The sequence below is a fragment of the Parashewanella hymeniacidonis genome, from assembly GCF_016900895.1.
In the GTDB taxonomy this organism is placed as follows: Bacteria; Pseudomonadota; Gammaproteobacteria; order Enterobacterales; family Shewanellaceae; genus Parashewanella; species Parashewanella hymeniacidonis.
On sequence record NZ_JAFEUN010000012.1, the window covers coordinates 1 to 22,898 of the forward strand.

The following is a 22,898-nucleotide window of genomic DNA, read 5'->3' on the forward strand; positions in this document are numbered from 1 at the left end:
TCAATTTTATATTTTGTGTGAGAACCATGCCTGTATCTCATACAAACATCATAAGGCCAACTGCTAGCTAAAAGCTACCCGTCTGAAAGACGGGGGGTTCAACCCAGTTGTGGGACTAATGAAATTTGGTAGCGCTGACCTTTGGAGGTTGAATTTTGTGCTACTTTAGCGCTCACCTGTTCAATTTGCGACCACATTTAATGTTGAGTTAATGTAAAAGTATGAACTTATTGCTGATTGGAAAAACAATGTATCATGGGAAAAGCTTGAGCAAAGACCTGTTGTGATGCCTGCTTAATTTATTAATCCTAATGATAATTAACAATCATCATTGAAAAAAGGAAAGCGCTCTACTTTCCTTTTTTCAATATACAAACCGAAGTTATCGCATTTCTAAAATCGGATAAACAGGTTAGAATTCTCTGCCGAATTTTTCAGGAAATGCAATGCAAGTTTTTATCTATACTCCACCCTCAGTGCCTTGGTTAGATCTTCGTTATATTGATGAAGATATTATTATTATCAATAAACCATCAGGCTTATTATCAAATCCCGGAATGGCTGAGCACACTTTTGATAGTGCTGTAACTCGCCTACAAGAACTTTATCCTGAAACCATTCTCGTGCATCGTTTGGATTGCGATACATCAGGGATCATGGTGTTTGCTCGTACTAAGCAAGCTGAATCCAATTTAAAAACCCAGTTTCAAAATAAAGAAACACAAAAAGAATATATTGCAGAAATTGAAGGTCATTTGATGAAGGAATCAGGCACCATTGATTTAAGTTTAGGAAAAGATGAAAAAAGAGTGCCTCTGCAAAAACCAAAGAAAGACGGAAGAAAAGCTGTAACTCACTACCAAGTTCTTGAAGAGCGTAACGATAATACCCTCATAAAATTACTACCAGAAACGGGGAGAACCCACCAGCTCAGAGTCCATATGTTAGCATTAGGTCATCCGATTTTAGGTGATGAATTTTATGCAAACAAATCAGTTATTGCCAAACGACAGCGTTTGAGCTTGCATGCTAGAAAGCTATCATTTACTCATCCTATGACTAAAGAATGGATGTCCTTTGTAAGTAAGCATTCTTTTTAAGACGCCAGTTAGACGCTTGTTGTGAGAAAAAATACATGATTTTCCTATCATGCCTAACTGTTGAGTAGTTACCATTCCTTTACCCCAAAAACTTTTTTTTGTAAGATGCTGAAAAGCAAATATTAAAACTAATAAGAATATAAAATCAAAGGATTGGATTTATGCGCTACTTAAAGATTGTATATTTATATCTGCCTGTTACATTAATTTTATGTACCCTAACCGGATGTGGTGGTGGTGAAAAATCCAAAAAGCCAGATGAAGTTTCAAAAACAAATATTCTACCAAGTGTAACTGTCAGTGATTCAGAAGTTAATGAAAAAGAGGAGCTGACTATAACAGGACAAGCCTCTGATGTTGATGGCACGATTGTAAGTTATCAATGGTCACAAATTTCAGGCCCAACAGTGACACTTAACAACGCAACCACAAGCTCAGCTACATTTCTCGCCCCAGAAGTAGCAGAAGATGAAATTATAATCCTTTCTTTAACCGCTACAGATAATAATGGTGGTTCGGTCTCTCAAAGCGCAGACATAAAAGTGATTAATAATATTACTCCTTTAGTCTCAATCTCACCGATCACGATAGAAGAAAAGAAAGAAGTAAACCTCCAAGCTGAGGCAAGTGATCAAGATGGTACTGTCGTTTCATATTTATGGGAGCAATCGTCAGGGCCTGATGTAGAGCTAAACGAAGTTACAAATAGCAACCTTATATTCATTGCACCTGAAATATCTCAAGACACTACACTGAGTTTTTCTATTACGGTAACGGACGACGACAATGAGTCAACAACTCAAACTGTCGAGGTGAATGTTACAGCGAATATCTTAAGCTTCAACTTATCAGGCAGAGTATACGGACATTCAACGGCCTCAGATATCAGCTTTTTCGTCGGTGAACAGCTATTTGAAACCAAAACTGATCAGCATGGTGAATATCAAATCAGCTTTGAGCTTGATGACGTATATTCAGAACATATTTTGCGAATGCGCGCCATTGGCGCCGAAGAATCAACTACATTTGAAGTCACATCACTAGTATCTGATATTAAAACCATGACGAAGTTAGGTGGAGCAGATGGATTATTGACGAATTCAACACTACCGTCTTTAAACATTTCACACTTCGCAAATGCCTATACTGCATTAATTTTTAACGAAAATGGAAATGAATACCCTCAGACATCAGCAGAGCTAGACAAATTACCTGATAATTTTGATTTTAGTGCGATACTCCCACTTGCAACACTCAGCAAGCTTGTTGCTGACAAAACTTTATTAGAAATAACAGGCAGTGACATAACTTCATTAGATCTTCTTTCAGATTATGATCATGCTAATGAAATTGTTTTACTCATCGAAGAGTATATGCAAGATGAGCTCGAAGAACTATATTCATCAAATAATGAACTCACATTTGTTATTGGTAAAGACCAAAGAATTGCTGGTACATACTTTTTAAACAATAACTTTGAAAATGCAGACGGTGGAAAACTAGAATTAAAAGATGACAATACTGGTGAATTAATAACTGCAACAGGTGCTTACACTTTCTCTTGGGAAACAACATCTTCTGAACTTGTTATAACTTACGATGGGAGTGGACCAATTAACAGTGTTGGCAATGGAACTGTTCCAGGAAGAGATGGTTATTATACTTGGACTACCCATCGTTCCAAGTCACATTTAAAACTGTTAAGAAATCCATATAGTTCATTATTGGTTGCTCGGCACTATAATTATAATAAATATGACTCATCAAACGCTTTACCGGATAGTGAACCTATTGCACAGCAATTAGAAGCTTCAGTGTTATACCAGTTGGATAACGTTCCCCAAAACCCGTTTAAACTAAATACCAATTACTCAATCCCAATCCCAATAGGCTCTAGCCTATGGGGAACAAACTCAATAGAGAACAATTATGACTCTCAATCACGTCAAGTCTTTGATGTAACTCTTCTCGATGAGCAATCAGTACAAGTTAAATATGGTAACTTTTTGAATGATGGCACTTTGGTGAGTAAAACCCTTGAAGTGCCATACACTACCTCAACCGACAATACATTAAGCTTTGCCCTTTCTGAGGACAATGAGCATGACTTCGAAGTTTCAATTAAACCTATAAAAAACTCTACACCTACTTTAGTTAATACAGACGTAAAAATATCAGATCAACAAAAGTTCACTCAAACACATGAAATGCTCGATCATTCAAATGAATGGTCGACTGAAAACATACCTGGAATTTATAGCTTAGACGGCCGTTTTGGAAAAACTAGAAACTACTGGTGGCTAGAATTAAATCAAGATGGCTCTGGTCATTTCGTCAGTGGTATTGACAGAGATGACTCCGGCAAGCTTGATGAAAGCGAGGCACGTTTGCATCCTCTCAAATGGCAATTAAATAGTGACAACTCGTTATCTATCAAACGCTATTATTACAACGAGTATTATCCTGATTCACAGAACTCAGGTTACTGCATCTCTGAGGAGTTCTCACCACTAGAAACCTCTGAGTGTGTCGAGTATCACCACCGTAAATGGTATTTATCTAGCATTCATCATGGGCGTATTTATATGAAGCAAGAGCATAAATTTTTCATTCCTCCATGGAGAGGATTACAAGAATTTAATGATGGTTTTAACTACCAATTGTCTGTCGGGTTAACAAACATTGTAAACTGGAAAAAGTTAACAGAACGCCCGATTTCCGTTTATAGCTTTTAAAAGGACTAGGTACGGTTTATCTTTCAGAGTTAAATTTCGTGCTATTTGAGCGTTTACCTATTCAAGGTGTGAGCAGTGAAGCTTAGTCTTCTAAGTAGACTGGTCACAACACTGAACAGTGAATGCTCAAAAGCTATCTTTTACTCATCCTATGACTAAAGAATGGATGTCCTTCGTAAATAAGCATCCTTTTTTGAGTCATATATTTTACACTCCGCAATATCTGAAATAGATTCGATGGGGAATATCAGCCCCTAAACCGCATTGCATTTTTCTAACCAACTTTTGGCCCAAACCTTTATAGGTTTCAATAAGCTAAATTCAAACCATTACCGTCACACTTGCTAAGGCGAGTGTCCAGTGACGTTTTAATGCGTAGCATCATTTTTTATAACCAGATATCAAAACTTCTGCGAAGTTTAAAAGTCGTGGGGCTGCACACCACACCGCCAAAAGGGGAAGCCTCCAGCTGTTTCCCCTTTTGAATCCCCAGAGCCGCCCCGCAAAGTTAAACGTAATACCTCTTATGGCAAACAATAACTAACGCTTCTGATGGTGCATCTGATAGGCAGGACGCCCGAATGTCGTGAAGCACATGGATGTGCGAGAACGACCATGCACCCCAGAATCTAGCGCAGCGTCCATGCTGCGCTTACGCTATTTTTCAACAACTAAGAAATACAACTTTGCCATGGGAAACTGTTGTAAACGCCAGGGGTATTGGTTGTTTTAAAATCAGTACAAGTGATAACATTAAAATATTCAAATACAGCTTAAGGGCTGACGGTTCCCATTGAAGCTGTTGAAGATATGATTGAATGCAAAATGACGTGAGACCGACATGGATGTCGGGCTAGACTCAGAGGTACAAGGATGTACCATCTGAGGCGTTAGGCATTTATTCAATCATACCTGAAACGTTCAGCTTCGTTTGGGCGGCAAGAGATGATGCAAGAAGGGATTTGCTGGAGAACCCCTTTTTGCTCGGGTGTGGGTGGAAAGCCCACGATGTTTTAAAGTGCGAAGCACTTTCTTAACCAACTTATGCACCAAAACATCAGGTTAGATTGTTTGCTCTAGAAGGTGTTTGATATTCTAATTTTGAGGTGGTCAGGTGAAATCAGAAATTTCGATCCCGTTGGTGATGTAATGTCAAATCCAGAGAGAAAATACAGCAGAAAAAGCTACAAATAATGTAGCTTAAGTTTTGAGCGCAAAGTGACACCTGTCAGTATTGAAAAACGCCGAAACAAAAAATACTATTGGGATAGGGGGTCAATATGGTGGCGTACTTGAATATAAATTTAGCTCGATAAGTTATAACACATTTACTTGAAACAAGATACAATAAAACGGTTAATTTAGCCCGGAAAAAGAAGATCGCCGCACTCGATGATGACTCTCGCTCTGCCCGGAAATTTAATGCGCTAGCCGTGTTACTCTAGCACTTGCTGATAATTTAAACATAGCTAAGTCATAGGAGTTGTATTACACCCGGTTCAGATAATAATTGCGACACGCTGGGGGTTCATGTCATGGTTTACGACAAAAAAATCGGATTATTATCTTGGGGGCGGCCACTTGAACAAGAAAGAAGTAGCTGTGAAAACAATTTGTTTCAAACTATTAACTGCTTAATACCAACATAGCCTTGCTACGACTTTAAGAACCTCTTCTCAACTCCATTGATTAGGTGATTAATAGACAGGAGATTCCGATGGCCATACAAAGAACACAGCCACTTTTGGCTAATCAACAACCCGCAGCTCAAGAGCGAAATACATTAACAACCTTCTTTGAATATACTATATTCACTTCAGGTCTAGTTGCTTGCGGGGCTATGATTGCTTTAAATAATTTTCATGAAAATCATTGCGATACACAACAAAAATGGGGAAGTAACCCCGACTGCCAAAGATATATTAGTTACCATGGCATTATAGGAGCATCTGTGGTCATTGCTGGTGTATCTGCTGTAACACGCTGGTTTGCACAACAGCGGTAACATAAATTTTTCAGACTTAAACTCCAACTTCTTAACAAGTTCGATATTCCCAGCTTAAAGCAGCAGGGAGTTAGAAGTAGATAATGAACTACCCCGCCGCAAGCAGCGGGGTATCAATCTAGAACATCTCTAACTGATGAACATTATGGAGCTTCTTATATTCATTCCCTTGATTCTTAACATAATTGGCAATCATTTGTTCATCTCCATGTTTACCAACTGTGCTAGCTAAATATCCATCTGTACAAAGTTCACCACCCCACAACTGTTTCTTGACTGATGGACAACGGCTGAATACTTCTCTTGCCGTTAAACTTTTTATCATCGTTACGAGCTTTGTCACCGAATACGTCGGCACTGACTGAACGAGAAAGTGAACCTGGTCTTTGTCTGTTCCTATTTCTAAAAATTTTATTTGGTAACGACTTTCTATATCAAGGCATATATTCTTGATTTCCTTATCGACTGTGTCGTCAAATACCGCTCTTCTGTATTTGGCTGGAAAAACTAAGTGATATAGTAAAATAGTTACGTTATGGCTCTTGTGAATGAATTCGCTCATTACATCATATTACGCCGCAAGCGGCGGGGAATAAAACCCTCAGAGCTTCAAGGTTTGATAGCTGGTCTTTTGCGTAAAACAAATCGTAAAAAGAGAAGCCCGAACTACAAAAGAAAAATGGATACAAGGGCTCGTTGAACGACGCGGGAAGAAATGTGCTGCAGTGGCATTAGCCAGTAAAACCGTAAGGACAGCTTTTGCCATGTTAACCCAGGGAACTGAATATAAGGCTGAATTAATCCCAGCCAAGTAATGAGTTTAAACAACAAAATGCTCAATCGAAGATGAAAATCAGCCAGTAAAAACAGTTAAGCACTAAGAGCTTTGAGCTCGTAGTACAGGTTTGTTTACTGGTTCGAGTAAATATCAGAGAGCCTGAGTTCGCTACTCAACATTGAGCTCGTACATAAGTACGCATTTATTCATCGATTAATAACAGTTTGTTGTTGACACGTGGGGAGTCCACATAAGTGCTTACATCGCTTCAATTCACCTGACAGGATTGAGATTTTGTTTACTTCTTCATGCCAAGCAGAACGGTGAAAACAGCAAGATCTGTGACTCAAGAAATCTGTTTAGTGACAGTTTACGGAATTTAGATTTTGCTTGTAAATTATGGGGATTATTTCAGGCATTGATCAGTGATGCCATCTCAAATATTGCTACGTTACCAGCTGAAGATGGCGAAAAAATATTGGGTAAAATCAACGAGGAGGTCACTTCTTTCTTTATTCAAGTTATGCAAATGGATACGTTTACCTTACGCCAAGAGGCCATTTCTAGTGGAAAGTATCCATGATTTTTAGTGAAAACGAACTCCGAAACTTGAGTTAATATTAAAGTTTCATTAATTAATAGTAATGACTTTTCGTTGATAAAAAGTAATATTCCGAACAAGGAATTGTCCAGAAGCCATTTACAGAACGAAGCATGGTTTACTCCAAAATCGCTCCAGCTTTCACTGGAGCAATCAAACCTACACCAACCAGGCTCTAAAGTTTCTGCCTTTAATTTTACCGTCTTTTAACTTATTTAAGGCTCTTTTGGCGATTCGGCGATTAACTGCTACAAAAGCCCTGATGTCTGAAATCTGAATTTTACCAATTTCATCACCACTAATTTCTTTACCATTTGTTAATGCACCTAGAATATCACCAGGTCGTAACTTTTGTTTTTTCCCACCGTCAATTTGAATTGTTTTCATCTCAGGTACCGGTGGAATATCGGCAAGGATATTGTCAGAAGGCAATGCTTCACTGGTAATTTGGCGGCCAATAGACTCACCAATCAATTCCGTAATATAACCTTTCTCAGTATAGAAAGTGTACGCACTTCCTTTACTGCCCGCACGGCCTGTACGTCCAACCCTGTGTGTATGAACTTCAAAGTCAAAAGGCAAATGGTAGTTGAATACAGCATCGAGTGCATCAATATCCAGACCACGTGCAGCAACATCTGTCGCCACTAAAACATTCAAGCTTTTATTCGCAAATTGAAGCAAAACACGGTCACGATCACGTTGTTCTAGATCACCGTGTATCGCCAAAGCACTGAACCCTAGATTAGCAAGTTCATCTGCAACCTGTTGAGTTTCACGCTTAGTATTACAAAACACAACTGCACTTTCTGGGCGTTTATCTAGCAATAACAACCGTAACGCTTGCATGCGCTGGTCATTATTTTTTAAACAATAAAAATGCTGTTCAATGCTTGAGTTATCGTGTGTCTCTTTAACTTCAACACGCTTAGGAGCATACATAATGCTCTCAGTCATTGACTTAATTTGTTTTGGAAACGTCGCACTAAATAATAGCGTTTGACGTTGATGAGGCGTCTCACCCAAAATTTGATCTAACGCATCTTGAAAGCCCATTTCCAACATTCTATCGGCTTCATCTAGAATCAAAAGGTTCACGTTACTTAGATCTAACCGTCCACGACTTAAGTGATCCGTAAGCCTTCCAGGTGTTCCGACAATAATATGTGCACCATGCTCTAAAGAACCAATTTGTGGCCCCATTGGAACACCACCACAAAGTGTAAGCACTTTAATATTATGAATTCCACGTGCTAACGTTCGGATCTCTTTAGCAACTTGGTCGGCAAGTTCTCTGGTTGGGCAAAGTACAAGAGATTGAATTCTGAACCGTTTTACATCTAACTTATTAAGCAGCCCTAATCCAAATGCTGCTGTTTTTCCAGAGCCTGTTTTTGCTTGGCCAATAACATCCTCTCCTTTCAAGATCAAAGGTAGACTTTGCTCTTGAATTAGCGTCATCTTTTCGTACCCCATTGTCTCAAGGTTTGAAGTTAGCTCACTTTTTAACGGCAGTGACGAAAATGCCGATGATGTTTTGGATTGGCTCAAAATAAAATCTCTATAAGAAAGGAGGACTACTCAGTGCGGCAGTTTAACAGAAAAAGTGTTTTTAATCGCTTATAACCTATCCAACTATCAAATAAACAAACTAAACTTGAAACTAATCTATTGAGGCACAATCTCATTATCATATTCACAAAAAGAGATTCCTAATGATTGATTTATATTCTGCAGCGACACCAAATGGCTATAAAGTTTCCATTGCACTTGAAGAGATGGGCATTGAATACAAACTTCATGAACTTCATCTTTCTACTAATGAGCAAAAAAAGCCTGAGTTTCTGGTCATCAACCCAAATGGCCGTATTCCAGCAATCATTGACAAAGATAATGATGACTTTAATGTGTTTGAATCTGGCGCAATCTTAGTTTATCTAGCCGAAAAGACAGGTAAGTTTTTACCAAAAGATGAAAAGGCTCGTTCACGCGTTATGCAGTGGCTAATGTTTCAAATGGGTGGTGTGGGCCCAATGATGGGACAAGCTAATGTGTTCAATCGCTACTTTCCAGAAAAGATCCCAACTGCCATCGAGCGCTACCAAAAAGAAGGCCGTCGTCTTTTTGAAGTAATGAACACTCAACTTGAACAAACAGAGTACCTCGCTGGAGATGAGTACACTATCGCCGATATGGCGACTTGGCCATGGGTGAGAATTTATGATTGGAGTGGTGTTGATATTGAAGGCCTAACCCATTTGCAACGTTGGCTAGACAAAATCGCAGAAAGACCAGCTGTTCAAAAAGGTATTATGATGCCAGAACCTTCTAATTTATCAGATGAAGAAAAAATTAAGCGCATCCAGCAAATGGTCACTAAATAAATCAGACCGTAATTATTTAGCGCATACCTAATTAATGTATGTGCTAAAATCCCCGCCTTTATGATTAGATACACTATCTTGGTGGCGGTATGACCCATTCAAATTCAGAACTTATTGCTTCGACTCCAACTCAAAAACGTGCGTTGAGTTATGCAAATACTATCTTAAATTTATTTTCTGAGGTGATGTCGACCCAAAAACCTGCAGATAGGATTCTGGCTAATTACTTTCGTGAACATAAAAAACATGGTTCTAAAGATCGCCGTATTATCCGTGAAACTCTGTTTGGGCTTTTTCGTTGGTGGGGTTGGCTTAAACAAAACCTTTCGAGTTCTCATAATCCAGCTACTGTTGATGCTGAAACCATAAAACTATTACTGGCAACAGCCCTATTAGAACAACATTCATGGGAAGCTATCATTCAGGCTTGGGCCGAGCTTAGTGAAACAGATGTTGAGTTATTGACTGAAATACAAACCCAAGACTCCAAACTAGACAGAATTGCAAAATTATACCCGCAACATAAGTTCGAGCTTACGCAATTGTTACCTGAGTCCTTTTGGTCACACATACAGTTAAGTGAAGAACAGCAAAGTAAACTCGCCGATAGCATGCTTTCTCGGCCTCCGATATGGGCACGAGCTCAATTTGAAAAAACTGAAACTGTGATTAGTTCACTAGAATCTGATGATATTAACATTTCTCGTAGTGAGTTTTTCAACGATGCTTTACACCTTGGAACTAAAAGCATTAATTTGCCTCAAGTAAAAGCTTATCAACAAGGTAAACTTGAAATTCAGGATCTTGCTTCTCAAGTGATCGGCAATGTCTGCTCTCCAAAGCCGGATGAACAGTGGTGGGATGCTTGTGCAGGTGCTGGCGGTAAAAGCTTACAATTGGCATCATTAATGAGCCGTGAAGCGACGTCAAAACCGGCAGGCAAGATTATCTCTTCTGATATTCGTAGTTCGGCGTTAGAAGAATTATCAAAGAGAGCCAAACGTGCAAATACAAAGCTGATAAAAACTCAGTATTGGAAAGCTGAATCGTTACCTGTAAAAGAAAACTATTTCGATGGTGTACTGGTTGATGCACCGTGTACTTGTACTGGAACATGGCGCCGTAATCCAGATATGCGTTGGACAGACACGTTAGAAAATGTGGGAGATACAGCAAACCTACAATTGCACATTTTGACTCAAAGCGCCCAAGCAGTTAAATCAGCTGGAACATTAGTTTACGCCACTTGCTCACTGTTAGATAAAGAAAACCGACACGTTGTTGAGAGCTTTCTTGCAGATAACCCAGAGTTTGAACTGGTTAAGCTTATTCATCCTTTTACAGGAGAAGCAAAGTCGTATTTAACCATTTGGCCTTACGAAGCAAATAGCGACGGAATGTTTGTCGCGAAAATGATCAAAAAATAAAACAACTGTCATTAATACTCGATATACTGAAAACAATTTATTAAGGATGAGCATAACTTATGTCTTCAGTTCACGAATTCACAGCTAAGTCTATTACGGGCGATGATGTTGCCCTAAGCCAATATCAAGAGGATGTATTATTAATTGTGAATACTGCGAGTAAATGCGGGTTTACACCACAATACAAAGGCCTTGAATCACTGTATCAATCATTAAAAGGTTCAGGGTTTAGTGTTTTGGGCTTCCCGTGCAATCAATTTGCGAGTCAAGAGTCTGGTTCGGAAAGTGAAATTTCACAATTCTGTGAAGTAAATTTCGGCGTCTCCTTCCCTCTTTTTGCCAAAGTAGATGTTAATGGTGATAACGCTCACCCTCTGTATAACTACCTTAAATCATCGGCTAAAGGACTACTGGGTTCAGAGTCTGTTAAATGGAATTTCACTAAGTTTCTAGTAAATAAGCAAGGTCAAGTGATCAAACGCTATGCACCAACGACCAAGCCAGAAGACATAAAATCGGATATTGAAAAGTTATTGGCTGAGTAAATTAGAATAATAATTGTCCATGAGAGATTCGAATGATAGATTGTATACAATTTATCAAATAAACCTCATGGACGATAAAATGAATAACAAAATCCCCTTTTTATTACTTACTCTAACTTCTAGTTCAGCCGTTGCGTATCAACCTTCAATTTCTTCAATATTAAAGCAAGAACATAAATGCAGCTCAACAATTCAAATTCGTTCTGAAAAGTTGTCTCAAACTCAAATAACACAAGCTTGTGCACTACTGTCGAAACAAGAAGCTAAATTTCACGAGCTATTTGGTACGATTTCATCTCCAGTTAAAGATGATAACAATGCCAGTATGCGAGCCAATATTTATGCTGATCGAGGTTCCTATGTGAAATACGTAACTGATCATTTTGATGTTCCAAGTGACAACGGTGGTATGTATTTAGAGGGGTATCCAAATAAAAAAGGCAATCAAGCAGAATTCGTTGCCTACGAAAAAAATGGTCAAATTTGGAATTTAGCTCATGAATACATCCATTATTTAGATGGTCGCTTTAATCTTCATGGTGATTTTTGCTCTTGGCCACACGATTCTCATGGTGCACCTGAATACTGCCCAAAGCCCGCCCCTGTGAAACCACATTTAGTTTGGTGGGCCGAAGGTTTAGCCGAATACATTAGTAAAGGTGACAACAACCCCAAAGCGTTTGAAACAGCAAAGTCAGGGGAATACAAACTGAGTGACTTATTCAATACCAGTTATGAGAATGATGGTGGAAGTGTGCGCATTTACCGTTGGGGATATCTTGCAACACGATTTATGTTAGAAAATCATCGCGCTCAAGTTGATGAAATGCTTAAGTTCACAAGAAAAGGAGAATACGATAAATATCAAAAGCTTGTAACGCTATGGGGAACAAGGTATGACGCAGAGTTTTCGACTTGGCTAAAAAAAATTGAAAAAAAATAAACTTTTTTTATTTTTTATTGAACTATCTTAAAACTCCAGAGTCTGACTTTATGAACAGATTATTTTAACTTAGTTAAAGGCATTGTTTGTTCATCATCATTCTCCCTTTATTGATATTTTTGTATCATAGATATTCCAAATTGGAAGTGAGCGATCTAAAGAATAGGTCGCTTTTTTTTGTCTTTTTTTCAGTGCTTATCTATTCAAAAGTATATTATCTAGGTTAAAAATTCTTTCATAACTTTTAGCAATATCATCTGTTCTTTTTTTATGTAATCAATTTATTTATTCGTGGGTCTATTTAGACGAACAGATTAATTAAGTATTGTTTGTTCATCATCTCCCTATGTTATTTCCGAATTGGAATTATACGGCTTATCAATTGATAAGCCGCTTTTTTATTTGCTCTTCTTACGCATCAATGGTTAGGACACTTTTTATAACTGATTGAATTTACTGAGCTTAAAAATTTGAATCTAAAAACATGGATTCCTTAAAATTCAATGAGTTATTTTATTATAAACGGCGAAAGTTTAAAAACTGTCCGAAGTGTTGACGCATCAACAGATAATAAAACACTGGAGTTAGAATCAAGCCAAAGGAGGTTACTCCTAGCATGCAAGAAAATACAGCAACACCCATCTCTTTTCGCATTTCAGAGCCTGCTCCAATAGAAAACACAAGCGGTAAAACACCCATAATAAATGCGAATGAAGTCATTAAAATAGGGCGCAAGCACAATTTACAAGCCGTAATTATAGCCTCTTTAATTTCTTTGCCTTCGGCTTGTAATTCTTTAGCGAATTCGACAATTAATATGGCATTTTTCGTTGCTAAAGCCACCAGCACAATTAAGCCTATCTGAGTAAAGATATTATTGTTGCCGCCATAAATCCAAACGCCAGTTAATGCCGATAGCATTGTCATAGGAATGATAAGAATAATTGCTATTGAAGATTTCAAACTTTCATGCTGTGCTGCTAACACCATAAACACTAAACAAATCACCAGTAAGAATATGAGGCCACCAGTGTTTCCTGCCAAAATCTACTGATATGTAATGTCTGTCCATTCATAATTCATTCCATCTGGTACCATTGTGGTCGCAATAATCGGATTCGTCACCTCTGATGCTCGATGTCAGGTTTTGCCCGAATAACTTGTATCACGGAGTTTTGTAACTGCAGTTTGAAGCTTGGTTAAAAAGTCTTTTGATAAGTGTATGGAAGAAGAGGCGTACGTGTATTCTGTAATTTGACTATCTAAAACATCATTCGTTTTTCCAGAATATTGAAACTTCTGAAACTCAAGGCAGAAAGTAGTTTATCAATTTACATAGTTAGAAATTAATCACTAATGCGAGTTTATCTTTTGTTGCAACAGAAACACTTAATCGATAACCACCAGCACTCTGTTTTATGAATGACTGCCAATGAAGATTCTTATGTTCATTCTCGGCAATCAATTCTATCGAGCCATTCGTATCATCGAAAGTAAAAGAAAAGGAATCTAGCCTTGTTGCTAAGCCTTTACCTGTTGCCTTAATGTAAGATTCTTTTAGCGCCCATAAATCAAAAAACCGCTTACGCTGCTTATCTTTAGGTAACGCTAATAAACTTGAAACTTCAATCTCTGAGAAATAACGATGTAAAATCGCATCTAAGTCTGTATTTTGCCTTTCTCTTTCAATATCCACACCAAACAAAATATCACGATAAGGTAGCTTCGAATGAAAGACACCAATCAATAAGTAATCACCACTGTGACTAATATTAAATTGAATCCCAGTTGCATCAAATTGAGACTGAATTAAGCGAGGTTTTCCGTGTCTTTCAATTTCAAACTGCCACTGGTTAGATTGAATAGGTTCTAATTCGTTATCATCGCAATAACGAGACAAGGTTTCTCGGAGTGTTGTTCGAAAAAATAAAGCCTGATTTTTCATTCTCTCAGACTTGTAACGCTTAACTCTTTGCTGCTCTGATTCAGACAATAACTTAAATGCAGTCTCTTTATCATTAATCGACTGAATTTCATAAAGATAAGTCGTAACTTCAATAAGTGGTTGTTGTGACGAATACAAATAAAAAGCCAAGTTAATCCGTAAAGTTGCATTATAACCTTATGCTGAAATGTTTTGTAAAATCTATTTTGTCCCACCTGATTGTAACCCGAGTGAGACTGAGGTAATCTTACTGTTCATTTTGCAAAATTAAACGAATAAACTGGCAACGGATGCCTATAAAACATTATGACAACACGTCAAAGACATGGGAATGCGACTACCACACCTGAAATGCGGCGCTTTATTCAAACGTCGGATATGAGCGTGGCTGAACTTTCTAAAATCTTGAACATCAGCCCCGCTACGGTTCGTAAGTGGCGTAACCGTAAAGATATTTCCGATGGTGACCACACACCTAGACACTTAAATACGACGCTCACACCAACTGAAGAATATGTGGTTGTAGGGCTTCGTTCTCAACTTGAGCTGTCGTTAGATAAACTCTTAAAAGTCACCCAAGAATTCATTAACCCTAATGTGTCCCGCTCAGGTCTTGCTCGTTGTTTAAAGCGGTATGGCGTGTCTAAACTTGATGATGAGACACCAACTAAAGTCCCAGGTGATTATTTTAATCAGCTACCCGTTGTACAAGGCTCTGAGGTCAGTGCGTATGCATTAAACACTGAAACCTTAGCTAAAGCTCTTGAATTACCTAAAGATGACCCTGGTTCTGTCGTACAAGTAGTTTCTCTCGCCATCCCTGACGAGATCCCGCAAAAAAAACCCAGTTCAGTCTTTATTGGTATCGACCCAAACTCTGATTGGGTCTATGTTGATATTTATCAAGACAATGATACTCAAGCGGCCAATCGTTATATCGGTTATGTATTGCAGCAAGGGCCATTTCATCTACGTCGTTTATTAGTGCGAAATTACCACACATTTTTAGCTCGTTTCCCGGGAGTCCAAACTAATATCCCCTCCAATCCAACGGAAAATAAAAACGAGCCACAAGCGAAACCGCAACAGTTAAAACAATCAAAAAATCTGAGCGTTCGCCAAACCAAGCTTTTCTCCGGAGAATCTGTATGAGTCAACAAGATAAGCGCCTGAATAAGCGCTTAAAAGATACCCCTATTGCGATTGTCGGCATGGCAAGCATCTTCGCTAATTCTCGATATTTAAATGAGTTTTGGGATTTGATCAGCGATGAAATCAATGCCATTACGGATATACCAGAAAGCCACTGGCGAGCGGATGATTACTACGACAGTAACAAATCAACACCAGATAAAATTTACTGCAAACGTGGTGGTTTTTTACCTGATGTCGATTTTAACCCGATGGAGTTTGGCTTACCGCCCAATATTCTTGAGTTAACCGATACCTCGCAATTGTTGTCTTTAGTCGTTGCTAAAGAAGTCTTAGCCGATGCTAATTTGTCAGAAGATTATGATCGTGATCGCATTGGTATTACTTTAGGCATTGGTGGCGGACAACAGATCAGTCAAAGCATGAATGCACGTCTGCAATATCCTGTCTTGCGTCAGGTATTCAAAAATAGCGGCATCAGCGATGAAGATTCAGAAATGCTGATCCAAAAGGTGCAAGACCAATATGTGCCTTGGGAAGAAAACTCATTTCCAGGTTCTTTAGGAAATGTCACTGCAGGTCGTGTTGCTAATCGCTTTAACTTAGGTGGAATGAACTGCGTAGTAGACGCAGCTTGTGCTGGTTCATTGGCCGCAATTCGTATGGCATTAACCGAGCTAACAGAACATCGCTCAGACATGATGATCACCGGTGGTGTCGATACCGACAACTCACCATACATGTACATGAGTTTCTCCAAAACGCCTGCATTTACTGACAAAGAAAACATCACACCATTTGATGATTCATCAAGCGGGATGATGATAGGTGAAGGCATCGGCATGATTGCTATCAAGCGTTTAGAAGATGCGGAGCGTGATGGCGATAAAATCTATGCAGTAATCAAAGGTATCGGTGCTTCATCTGACGGCAAATTTAAAAGCATTTATGCACCGCGTCCTGAAGGGCAAGCCAAAGCGTTATACCGGGCTTATGATGACGCGGGCTTTGCACCAGATTCTGTCGGCCTTATTGAAGCTCACGGTACAGGTACTGCCGCCGGAGATGTGGCTGAATTTAATGGCCTTAACTCCGTATTCAGTGAAAACAATAACCAAAAACAGCACATCGCTCTAGGTTCAATAAAATCACAAATCGGTCATACAAAAGCAACCGCAGGAACAGCAGGTCTGATTAAAGCTGCGCTGTCTTTACATCATAAAGTGTTGCCACCGACCATCAATGTAAATAATCCAAATCCAAAGCTTGGTGTTGAAGACTCACCTTTTTACATCAATAGTGAAACTCGTCCTTGGATTGCTAAAGCCGACGATACACCTCGTCGTGCGGGCATCAGTTCTTTCGGGTTTGGTGGCACTAACTTCCACGTTGTACTGGAGGAATACACCCAAGAACATGAAGAATATCCTTATCGTCAACGTAATGTGGCCACGAGCTTATTGATTGATGCACCAACAAAATCTCAATTAATTTCTCAGCTTGAACAGATCAAGCAAACAGGTGTCGATATTAACGCCCTTGCGAAGTCATATTCTCATCGTAAACTTGCTGATAATAATCACCGAATAGGTTTTGTTGTTTCATCGGTTACTGAACTGGAAAAAGAGCTTGTAAATGCGATGATTCGACTCGCCAGTGACGAATCTGAATGGCAATTACCATCGGGCACCAGTTATCAAGCGCAAGCAACAAAAGGAAAAGTTGCAGCACTCTTTGCAGGACAAGGTTCACAATTTGTGAATATGGGTAAAACACTGGCTTGTAACTTCCCAGAGCTTCGCCAGCAAGTGGCATTAAGTGATAAAGTTTTTATTGAGAATAATCAGCCAAGCTTATCCAGTAAACTATTCCCAATTCCTGTATTCAGTGAACAAGAACGTAAATCACAACTTGCTGATCTAACGAATACGGCATTTGCACAAAGTGCGATTGGCGCTCTCTCTGTTGCTCAGTTTGATTTGTTGACCAAAGCAGGATTTAAAGCTGAACTCTTTGGTGGTCATAGTTTTGGTGAACTCTCAGCACTTTATGCTTCAGGAGTGCTGAATAAGCAAGATTACACCACACTCGCTTTTGCTCGTGGACAGGCAATGGCATCGGCTCCCGAAGGTGTAGATACAGGTAACATGGCCGCTGTTATTTTACCTGCTGAGTCCGATGCACTTGAAAAGTTGCATACTATTATCGAGCAATTTGATGGCGTAAAAATCGCCAATGATAACTCTGATATCCAGCAAGTTATCGCTGGAGGCTCAAATGCTCTCGCTCAATGTAGTAAAGTAATTAAGGAACAGCTTGGTTATAAAGTCATTGCTCTGCCTGTATCAGGAGCTTTCCATACACCACTTGTTGCTCATGCTCAGCAACCTTTTGCAAATGCGATTAATGACGTTGAGTTTAACTCTCCATTAGGTACAGTTTTTAGTAACGCTACCGCAAATGCTTACCCTGCAGATAATAAACAGATTCAAAAGCAGTTTACAGAGCACATGCTCCAGTCGGTGCATTTCCGCCAACAAGTACGAGAAATGTATGCTGCTGGTGCACGTATTTTTGTTGAGTTTGGCCCTAAAGACATTCTGCAAAAGCTCGTCAAAGCCAACCTGACAAAGCATAGTGAAGACATCAAGGTCATCAGCTTAAACCCAAATGCAAAAGGCGACAGTGACAAGCAATATCGTCAAGCTGCAATGCAACTGGCTGTTGCGGGTATTGAATTAAGCAACATCGACCCATATAAAGCTGAAATCTCACACCCTGAAACCGCAGCTGGCATGTCTTTTAAGCTTAACGGCAATAACTATATCAGCCCTGCTACTCAGCAAAAAATGCAAACTTCTCTAAAAACTGGTGAAGTCAGTACCCAAATTGAATACGTCGACCGTGAAGTAGAAAAAGTCGTCGAAAAAATAATAGAAAAAACGGTGGAATCACCAATGACGTCAAGTAAGACACCTCAAATTGAACAAACATCACCTCAAGCAGGCAACCAAACTGTAGCTTCAGGGGACACATTAGGCGCTTTCTTTAGTGCTCAAGATCAAGTAGCACAACTGCATCAACAATTTTTATCGATTCCAAAACAATATGGCGATACTTTTAGCGAGTTAATGGCTGAACAAGCTGAAATGGCCAGTAAAGGTTTAGCAATTCCAGAAGCGTTAACGCGTTCAATGGAAATGTTCCACCAGCACCAAAGCCAAACATTGAAAAGCCATGAACAATTCATGCAGTTGCAAGCTGAACAAAATCAAGCCGCTCTTTCTTTGCTCAATGGCGTTGCATCACAAGCTCAACGTATCGCAATGAATGTCGCTAAACCCTCGGTTCAAGCGAATACACCGTTACATTCAGCTCAACCACAAGTTACAGCCACAAAGCCAGCCATCGCTACCCCAGTAGCAAAAGCTCAGCCCCTACCTGTTATTGAAACGCCTAAGATTTCAGAATCAAGCTTGAATGCAGACCAAGTCCAACAGACCATGCTTAACGTTGTTGCAGATAAAACTGGCTATCCAACTGAAATGCTTGATTTAACGATGGATATGGAAGCTGATTTAGGTATCGACTCCATCAAACGTGTTGAAATCTTAGGTACCGTTCAAGATCAATTACCAGAGCTACCTGAACTGAGCGCAGAAGATTTAGCAGAATGCCGAACCTTAGGTGAGATTGTCAGCTACATGAATAGCCAGTTGGGAAGTTCATCGACGGCTAACACTAATCATGTAGAAACAACAGCTACAGTATCCAGTAGCGTTACTGGCGATCAAGTTCAGCAAACCATGCTTGATGTAGTAGCCGATAAAACGGGCTACCCAACCGAGATGCTCGACTTAGCAATGGATATGGAAGCTGACCTTGGCATCGATTCCATTAAACGTGTTGAAATCTTAGGTACCGTTCAAGACCAACTACCCGAATTACCAGAACTGAGTGCAGAAGATTTAGCTGAGTGTCGCACGTTAGGTGAAATTGTCGCTTACATGAATAGCCAGTTAGATCATTCTCCAGCGATCGCCCTCCAAGTTGAGCCAATTATTGCTGCAACAAAGAGCCTAACGAGCAATCAAGTACAGCAAACCATGCTTGATGTTGTAGCCGACAAAACGGGCTACCCGGCAGAAATGCTAGACCTGGCAATGGATATGGAAGCCGACTTAGGCATTGACTCAATCAAACGAGTGGAAATTTTGGGTACGGTTCAAGACCAGTTACCTGAACTGCCAGAATTGAGTGCAGAAGATTTAGCTGAGTGCCGCACACTTGGAGAAATTGTCACTTACATGAACAGCCAGCTTGGTGATTCATCTCCTGTTGAGCCTACAGTTGAACCCGCTTTTTCATCAACCAGTAATCTGACCAGTGACCAGGTTCAACAAACTATGCTTAATGTGGTCGCCGACAAGACGGGCTACCCTGCTGAAATGCTTGATTTTGCGATGGATATGGAAGCCGACTTAGGCATTGACTCTATCAAACGAGTCGAGATTCTAGGTACAGTGCAAGAGCAATTACCTGAACTCCCAGAATTGAACGCTGAGGACTTAGCCGAATGCAGAACGCTCGGTGAAATCGTGGCCTACATGAACAGCCAATTGAGTGCGTCGCCTTTAAGTCCAACTCAAGTCATCGTAGAACCAGCTGCCAATGCAGAGTTAGTGATAACAGACGTCGAACTTCCACCACACAGCGAGGTAGCATTAAAAAAGCTGCCAGCGGCGATTAATGCAGAGTTAAACTTTCCAAAAGGCAGTGTCGTTATCATCAATGATGACGGACAGAATGCAGGGTTACTTGCAGAAAAGTTAACAGCTCAAGGTTTAATCGTCGCAGTTATTCATGCTCCCGTTGACATACTTGAGCAACAATCTCCAGTGAACAGTGATATTACTCAAATCACTCTTGAAAATATTTCAGATAAAAGCATTGAAGATGCATTAACACAAATCCAATCATTAGGGCATATTGCAGGATTTATTCATCTGCAACCCAAAGGTTTGAACTCACAAGCAACCGCTGTTAAGTTATCTGAGTCCGCTATGACTCATGTAGAAAGTGCATTTTTATGGGCGAAACACTTACAACCTGTTTTAGCTTCTAACTCAGTTACTCGCTTTGTCACGACAAGTCGCATTGATGGTGGCTTTGGATATTTCAATGCTGAATTAACATCACAGTCTGAACTTAACCAAGCTGCACTAGCAGGGTTAACCAAGACCTTAAGCCACGAATGGCAAAAAGTAAGTTGTAAGGCACTTGATATTGAGCCTGAACTCGAATCTAACTTTTTTGCCGATGCTATTATCGCTGAGTTTGCGACTCAACATGATGTGATCGAAGTTGGGATAACAAAAGAACAACGATTCACACTGGTTGCCACTGAAACCGCGGAACAACAATCTACAGCAGCGGATATTTCCGCTACCGATAAAGTCTTGGTCACGGGTGGTGCAAAAGGTGTCACCTTAAAGTGTGCATTAGCACTTGCAGTAAAGAGCAAAGCGCATTTCATTTTGGCTGGGCGCAGTGATTACCTTGAAAACAATCAACTTCCTGATTGGGCAAAAAGCAAAGTTGGATCTGAATTAAAAGCAGCTGCGATAGCGGAGCTACAAGCCCAGAATAAAAAGCCTACGCCAAAATTAGTCAACGAGTTGATTAAGCCGGTAAACAGCAGTCTAGAAATTGCTAATGCATTGCAACAATTTGAACAAGTTGGCGCCAGTGCTGAGTACATATCTTTAGATGTCAGTCGTGCTAAGCATGTGCAAACTACCTTGTCGACATTGAGTGCTATCGCACCCATTACTGGATTAATTCATGGTGCAGGCGTATTGGCCGACAAGCACATTCAAGATAAAACCCTTGATGAATTATCTCGTGTTTATGGCACAAAAGTGTCTGGGTTGAAACACGTTTTATCTGCACTGCAACTTGATTCACTTAAGCTTATTGCTCTGTTCTCTTCTGCTGCTGGTTTTTACGGTAACGAAGGACAAAGCGACTATGCGATGAGTAATGAGATTCTTAATAAAGCTGCATTACAACTCTCACAAAAGTTACCTAAAACTAAAGTCATCAGTTTTGACTGGGGACCTTGGGACGGTGGCATGGTCAATGATGCACTGAAAAAAATGTTCATTGATCGTGGTGTTTACGTCATTCCTTTAGACGCAGGCGCAGCACTATTTGCTGAAAAGATACTGAGTGAATCTGCAAGCCAATTGTTAATTGGATCAGATATGCAAGGCAACTCATCAGCGGATACAGGAACCGAAGTAAAAAAGCTTAATGCGGATCTAGCACAATTTGACTTAGCGTTAGATCCGCAGCAACTTGGTTTAATCGAACACCATAAAATCAATGGCAACCTGGTGTTGCCGACAGTGTGCGCACTGCAATGGTTACAACAGCAAGCTGAGGCTCAAACCAATCGGTCGCTAAAGATATTGGATTATCAATTACTCAAAGGCGTGGCGTTCGACTCTCAATCTGTGAAGTTAATGAGTTTGAAACTAGAGCAACATGACCAAGCATATTTAGCGACCATTTGGTGTGATAACAAGCCACAATATAAGGCTCGCTTAATCAGCGTCATGGCAAGTGAAACTTTTAGTTTGTTAGATAAAGCGATTGCAGAGCATCAAGTTTCTGGCACTAAGCTGTATCAAAACGGCAGTTTATTCCATGGCCCAAAACTACAAGCCATCAAGCAAGTGACTCATTTTGATGGTTCAGGGTTAATCGCCGATATTCAATTACCCCAATTGTCGGTAAGTGATTGGGGAGCATTTTCTGCGAATGATAAATACAATGCCGTTGCTTCAGACGCTTTATTACAAGCTATGTTGGTATGGGCAAAACTACAGCATAATCAAGCCAGCTTGCCTGTCAGTATTGGAGAGTTTGTTTGTGTTTCAGCGTTGAAAAATGATCAAGTAGGCAGACTGGTTTTGAATATTGTTCAAAACAGTAAAACAGGCATTATTGCTGATGTGGCGTTATATCATCAAAACGGTGATTTAAGCTGTTACATGAAGCAAACCAAAGTCAGTCTTAGCCCTACACTCGTTTTCGAACCTTTTGCTGATGTAGAAACGAGCGGAGCTGTTAGCTAGTGTTGAAGCCAATACAACTCGGTGAAAATCAACGTTTAAGAATTGCGGTCATTCCTGTTGATAGAAATGACCGTAACCGGTTAGATGATATTGAATCAAAACTGCAATGCCAAACTTGTCTAAACGCCAATGGTATAGGCA

At 39.8% G+C, this 22,898-nt stretch carries 13 protein-coding genes and 2 pseudogenes; 11 read left to right on the forward strand and 4 right to left on the reverse strand.

Annotated elements, in window-relative coordinates; all coding sequences use genetic code 11:
• The first annotated feature begins 446 nt into the window (after positions 1-446).
• From JQC92_RS04185 to JQC92_RS04195, 3 genes are all read left to right on the forward strand, one after another.
• Positions 447-1,100: an RluA family pseudouridine synthase gene (locus tag JQC92_RS04185; RefSeq protein WP_204998472.1), complete on the forward strand. Its 654-nt coding sequence runs from the start codon at positions 447-449 to the stop codon at positions 1,098-1,100.
• 161 nt (positions 1,101-1,261) lie between these two features.
• Positions 1,262-3,835 carry a PKD domain-containing protein gene (locus JQC92_RS04190; protein ID WP_204998473.1) on the forward strand — a complete coding sequence of 858 codons (2,574 nt, stop codon included), beginning with the start codon at positions 1,262-1,264 and terminating at the stop codon, positions 3,833-3,835.
• A gap of 1,717 nt (positions 3,836-5,552) precedes the next feature.
• On the forward strand, positions 5,553-5,840 hold the full coding sequence (locus tag JQC92_RS04195) for a hypothetical protein (protein ID WP_204998474.1): 288 nt from the start codon (positions 5,553-5,555) through the stop codon (positions 5,838-5,840).
• Positions 5,841-5,958: 118 nt separating this feature from the next.
• On the opposite strand, the gene tnpA is transcribed toward JQC92_RS04195, so the two are convergent.
• Positions 5,959-6,402 carry an IS200/IS605 family transposase gene (gene tnpA / locus JQC92_RS04200; protein WP_204998475.1) on the reverse strand — a complete coding sequence of 148 codons (444 nt, stop codon included), beginning with the start codon at positions 6,400-6,402 and terminating at the stop codon, positions 5,959-5,961.
• Positions 6,403-6,475: 73 nt separating this feature from the next.
• Between tnpA and JQC92_RS04205 the strand changes: the two are divergent.
• Both JQC92_RS04205 and JQC92_RS04210 read left to right on the forward strand, forming a co-directional pair.
• Positions 6,476-6,655: pseudogene (locus tag JQC92_RS04205) on the forward strand (IS110 family transposase); the annotation flags it as partial.
• Between the two features lie 249 nt (positions 6,656-6,904).
• Entirely contained in the window at positions 6,905-7,201 is a 297-nt protein-coding gene (locus tag JQC92_RS04210; RefSeq protein ID WP_204998476.1) for a hypothetical protein, read from the forward strand.
• Positions 7,202-7,378: 177 nt separating this feature from the next.
• On the opposite strand, the gene dbpA is transcribed toward JQC92_RS04210, so the two are convergent.
• Entirely contained in the window at positions 7,379-8,773 is a 1,395-nt protein-coding gene (gene dbpA / locus JQC92_RS04215) for an ATP-dependent RNA helicase DbpA (RefSeq protein WP_204998508.1), read from the reverse strand.
• Positions 8,774-8,934: 161 nt separating this feature from the next.
• On the opposite strand from dbpA, the gene JQC92_RS04220 reads away from it, so the two are divergent.
• From JQC92_RS04220 to JQC92_RS04235, 4 genes are all read left to right on the forward strand, one after another.
• Complete coding sequence (locus tag JQC92_RS04220; RefSeq protein ID WP_204998477.1) at positions 8,935-9,603, forward strand: glutathione S-transferase family protein; 669 nt, start codon at positions 8,935-8,937, stop codon at positions 9,601-9,603.
• A gap of 89 nt (positions 9,604-9,692) precedes the next feature.
• On the forward strand, positions 9,693-11,030 hold the full coding sequence (locus JQC92_RS04225) for an RsmB/NOP family class I SAM-dependent RNA methyltransferase (RefSeq protein ID WP_204998478.1): 1,338 nt from the start codon (positions 9,693-9,695) through the stop codon (positions 11,028-11,030).
• A gap of 59 nt (positions 11,031-11,089) precedes the next feature.
• Positions 11,090-11,575, forward strand: coding sequence for a glutathione peroxidase (locus JQC92_RS04230; protein ID WP_204998479.1), 486 nt, complete (start codon positions 11,090-11,092; stop codon positions 11,573-11,575).
• 79 nt (positions 11,576-11,654) lie between these two features.
• On the forward strand, positions 11,655-12,518 hold the full coding sequence (locus JQC92_RS04235) for a collagenase (protein WP_239480350.1): 864 nt from the start codon (positions 11,655-11,657) through the stop codon (positions 12,516-12,518).
• A 516-nt stretch (positions 12,519-13,034) separates the two neighbouring features.
• Here JQC92_RS04235 and JQC92_RS04240 read toward each other — a convergent pair.
• Positions 13,035-13,631: pseudogene (locus JQC92_RS04240) on the reverse strand (efflux RND transporter permease subunit); the annotation flags it as partial.
• Positions 13,632-13,857: 226 nt separating this feature from the next.
• Entirely contained in the window at positions 13,858-14,613 is a 756-nt protein-coding gene (locus JQC92_RS04245; protein ID WP_239480352.1) for a 4'-phosphopantetheinyl transferase family protein, read from the reverse strand.
• A gap of 156 nt (positions 14,614-14,769) precedes the next feature.
• On the opposite strand from JQC92_RS04245, the gene JQC92_RS04250 reads away from it, so the two are divergent.
• Both JQC92_RS04250 and JQC92_RS04255 read left to right on the forward strand, forming a co-directional pair.
• On the forward strand, positions 14,770-15,615 hold the full coding sequence (locus JQC92_RS04250) for a transcriptional regulator (protein WP_239480354.1): 846 nt from the start codon (positions 14,770-14,772) through the stop codon (positions 15,613-15,615).
• A complete protein-coding gene (locus JQC92_RS04255) occupies positions 15,612-22,757 on the forward strand; it encodes a type I polyketide synthase (RefSeq protein WP_204998481.1) in 7,146 nt (2,381 codons plus the stop codon). The genes JQC92_RS04250 and JQC92_RS04255 overlap by 4 nt, the downstream gene beginning before the upstream one ends.
• Positions 22,758-22,898: the final 141 nt, after the last annotated feature.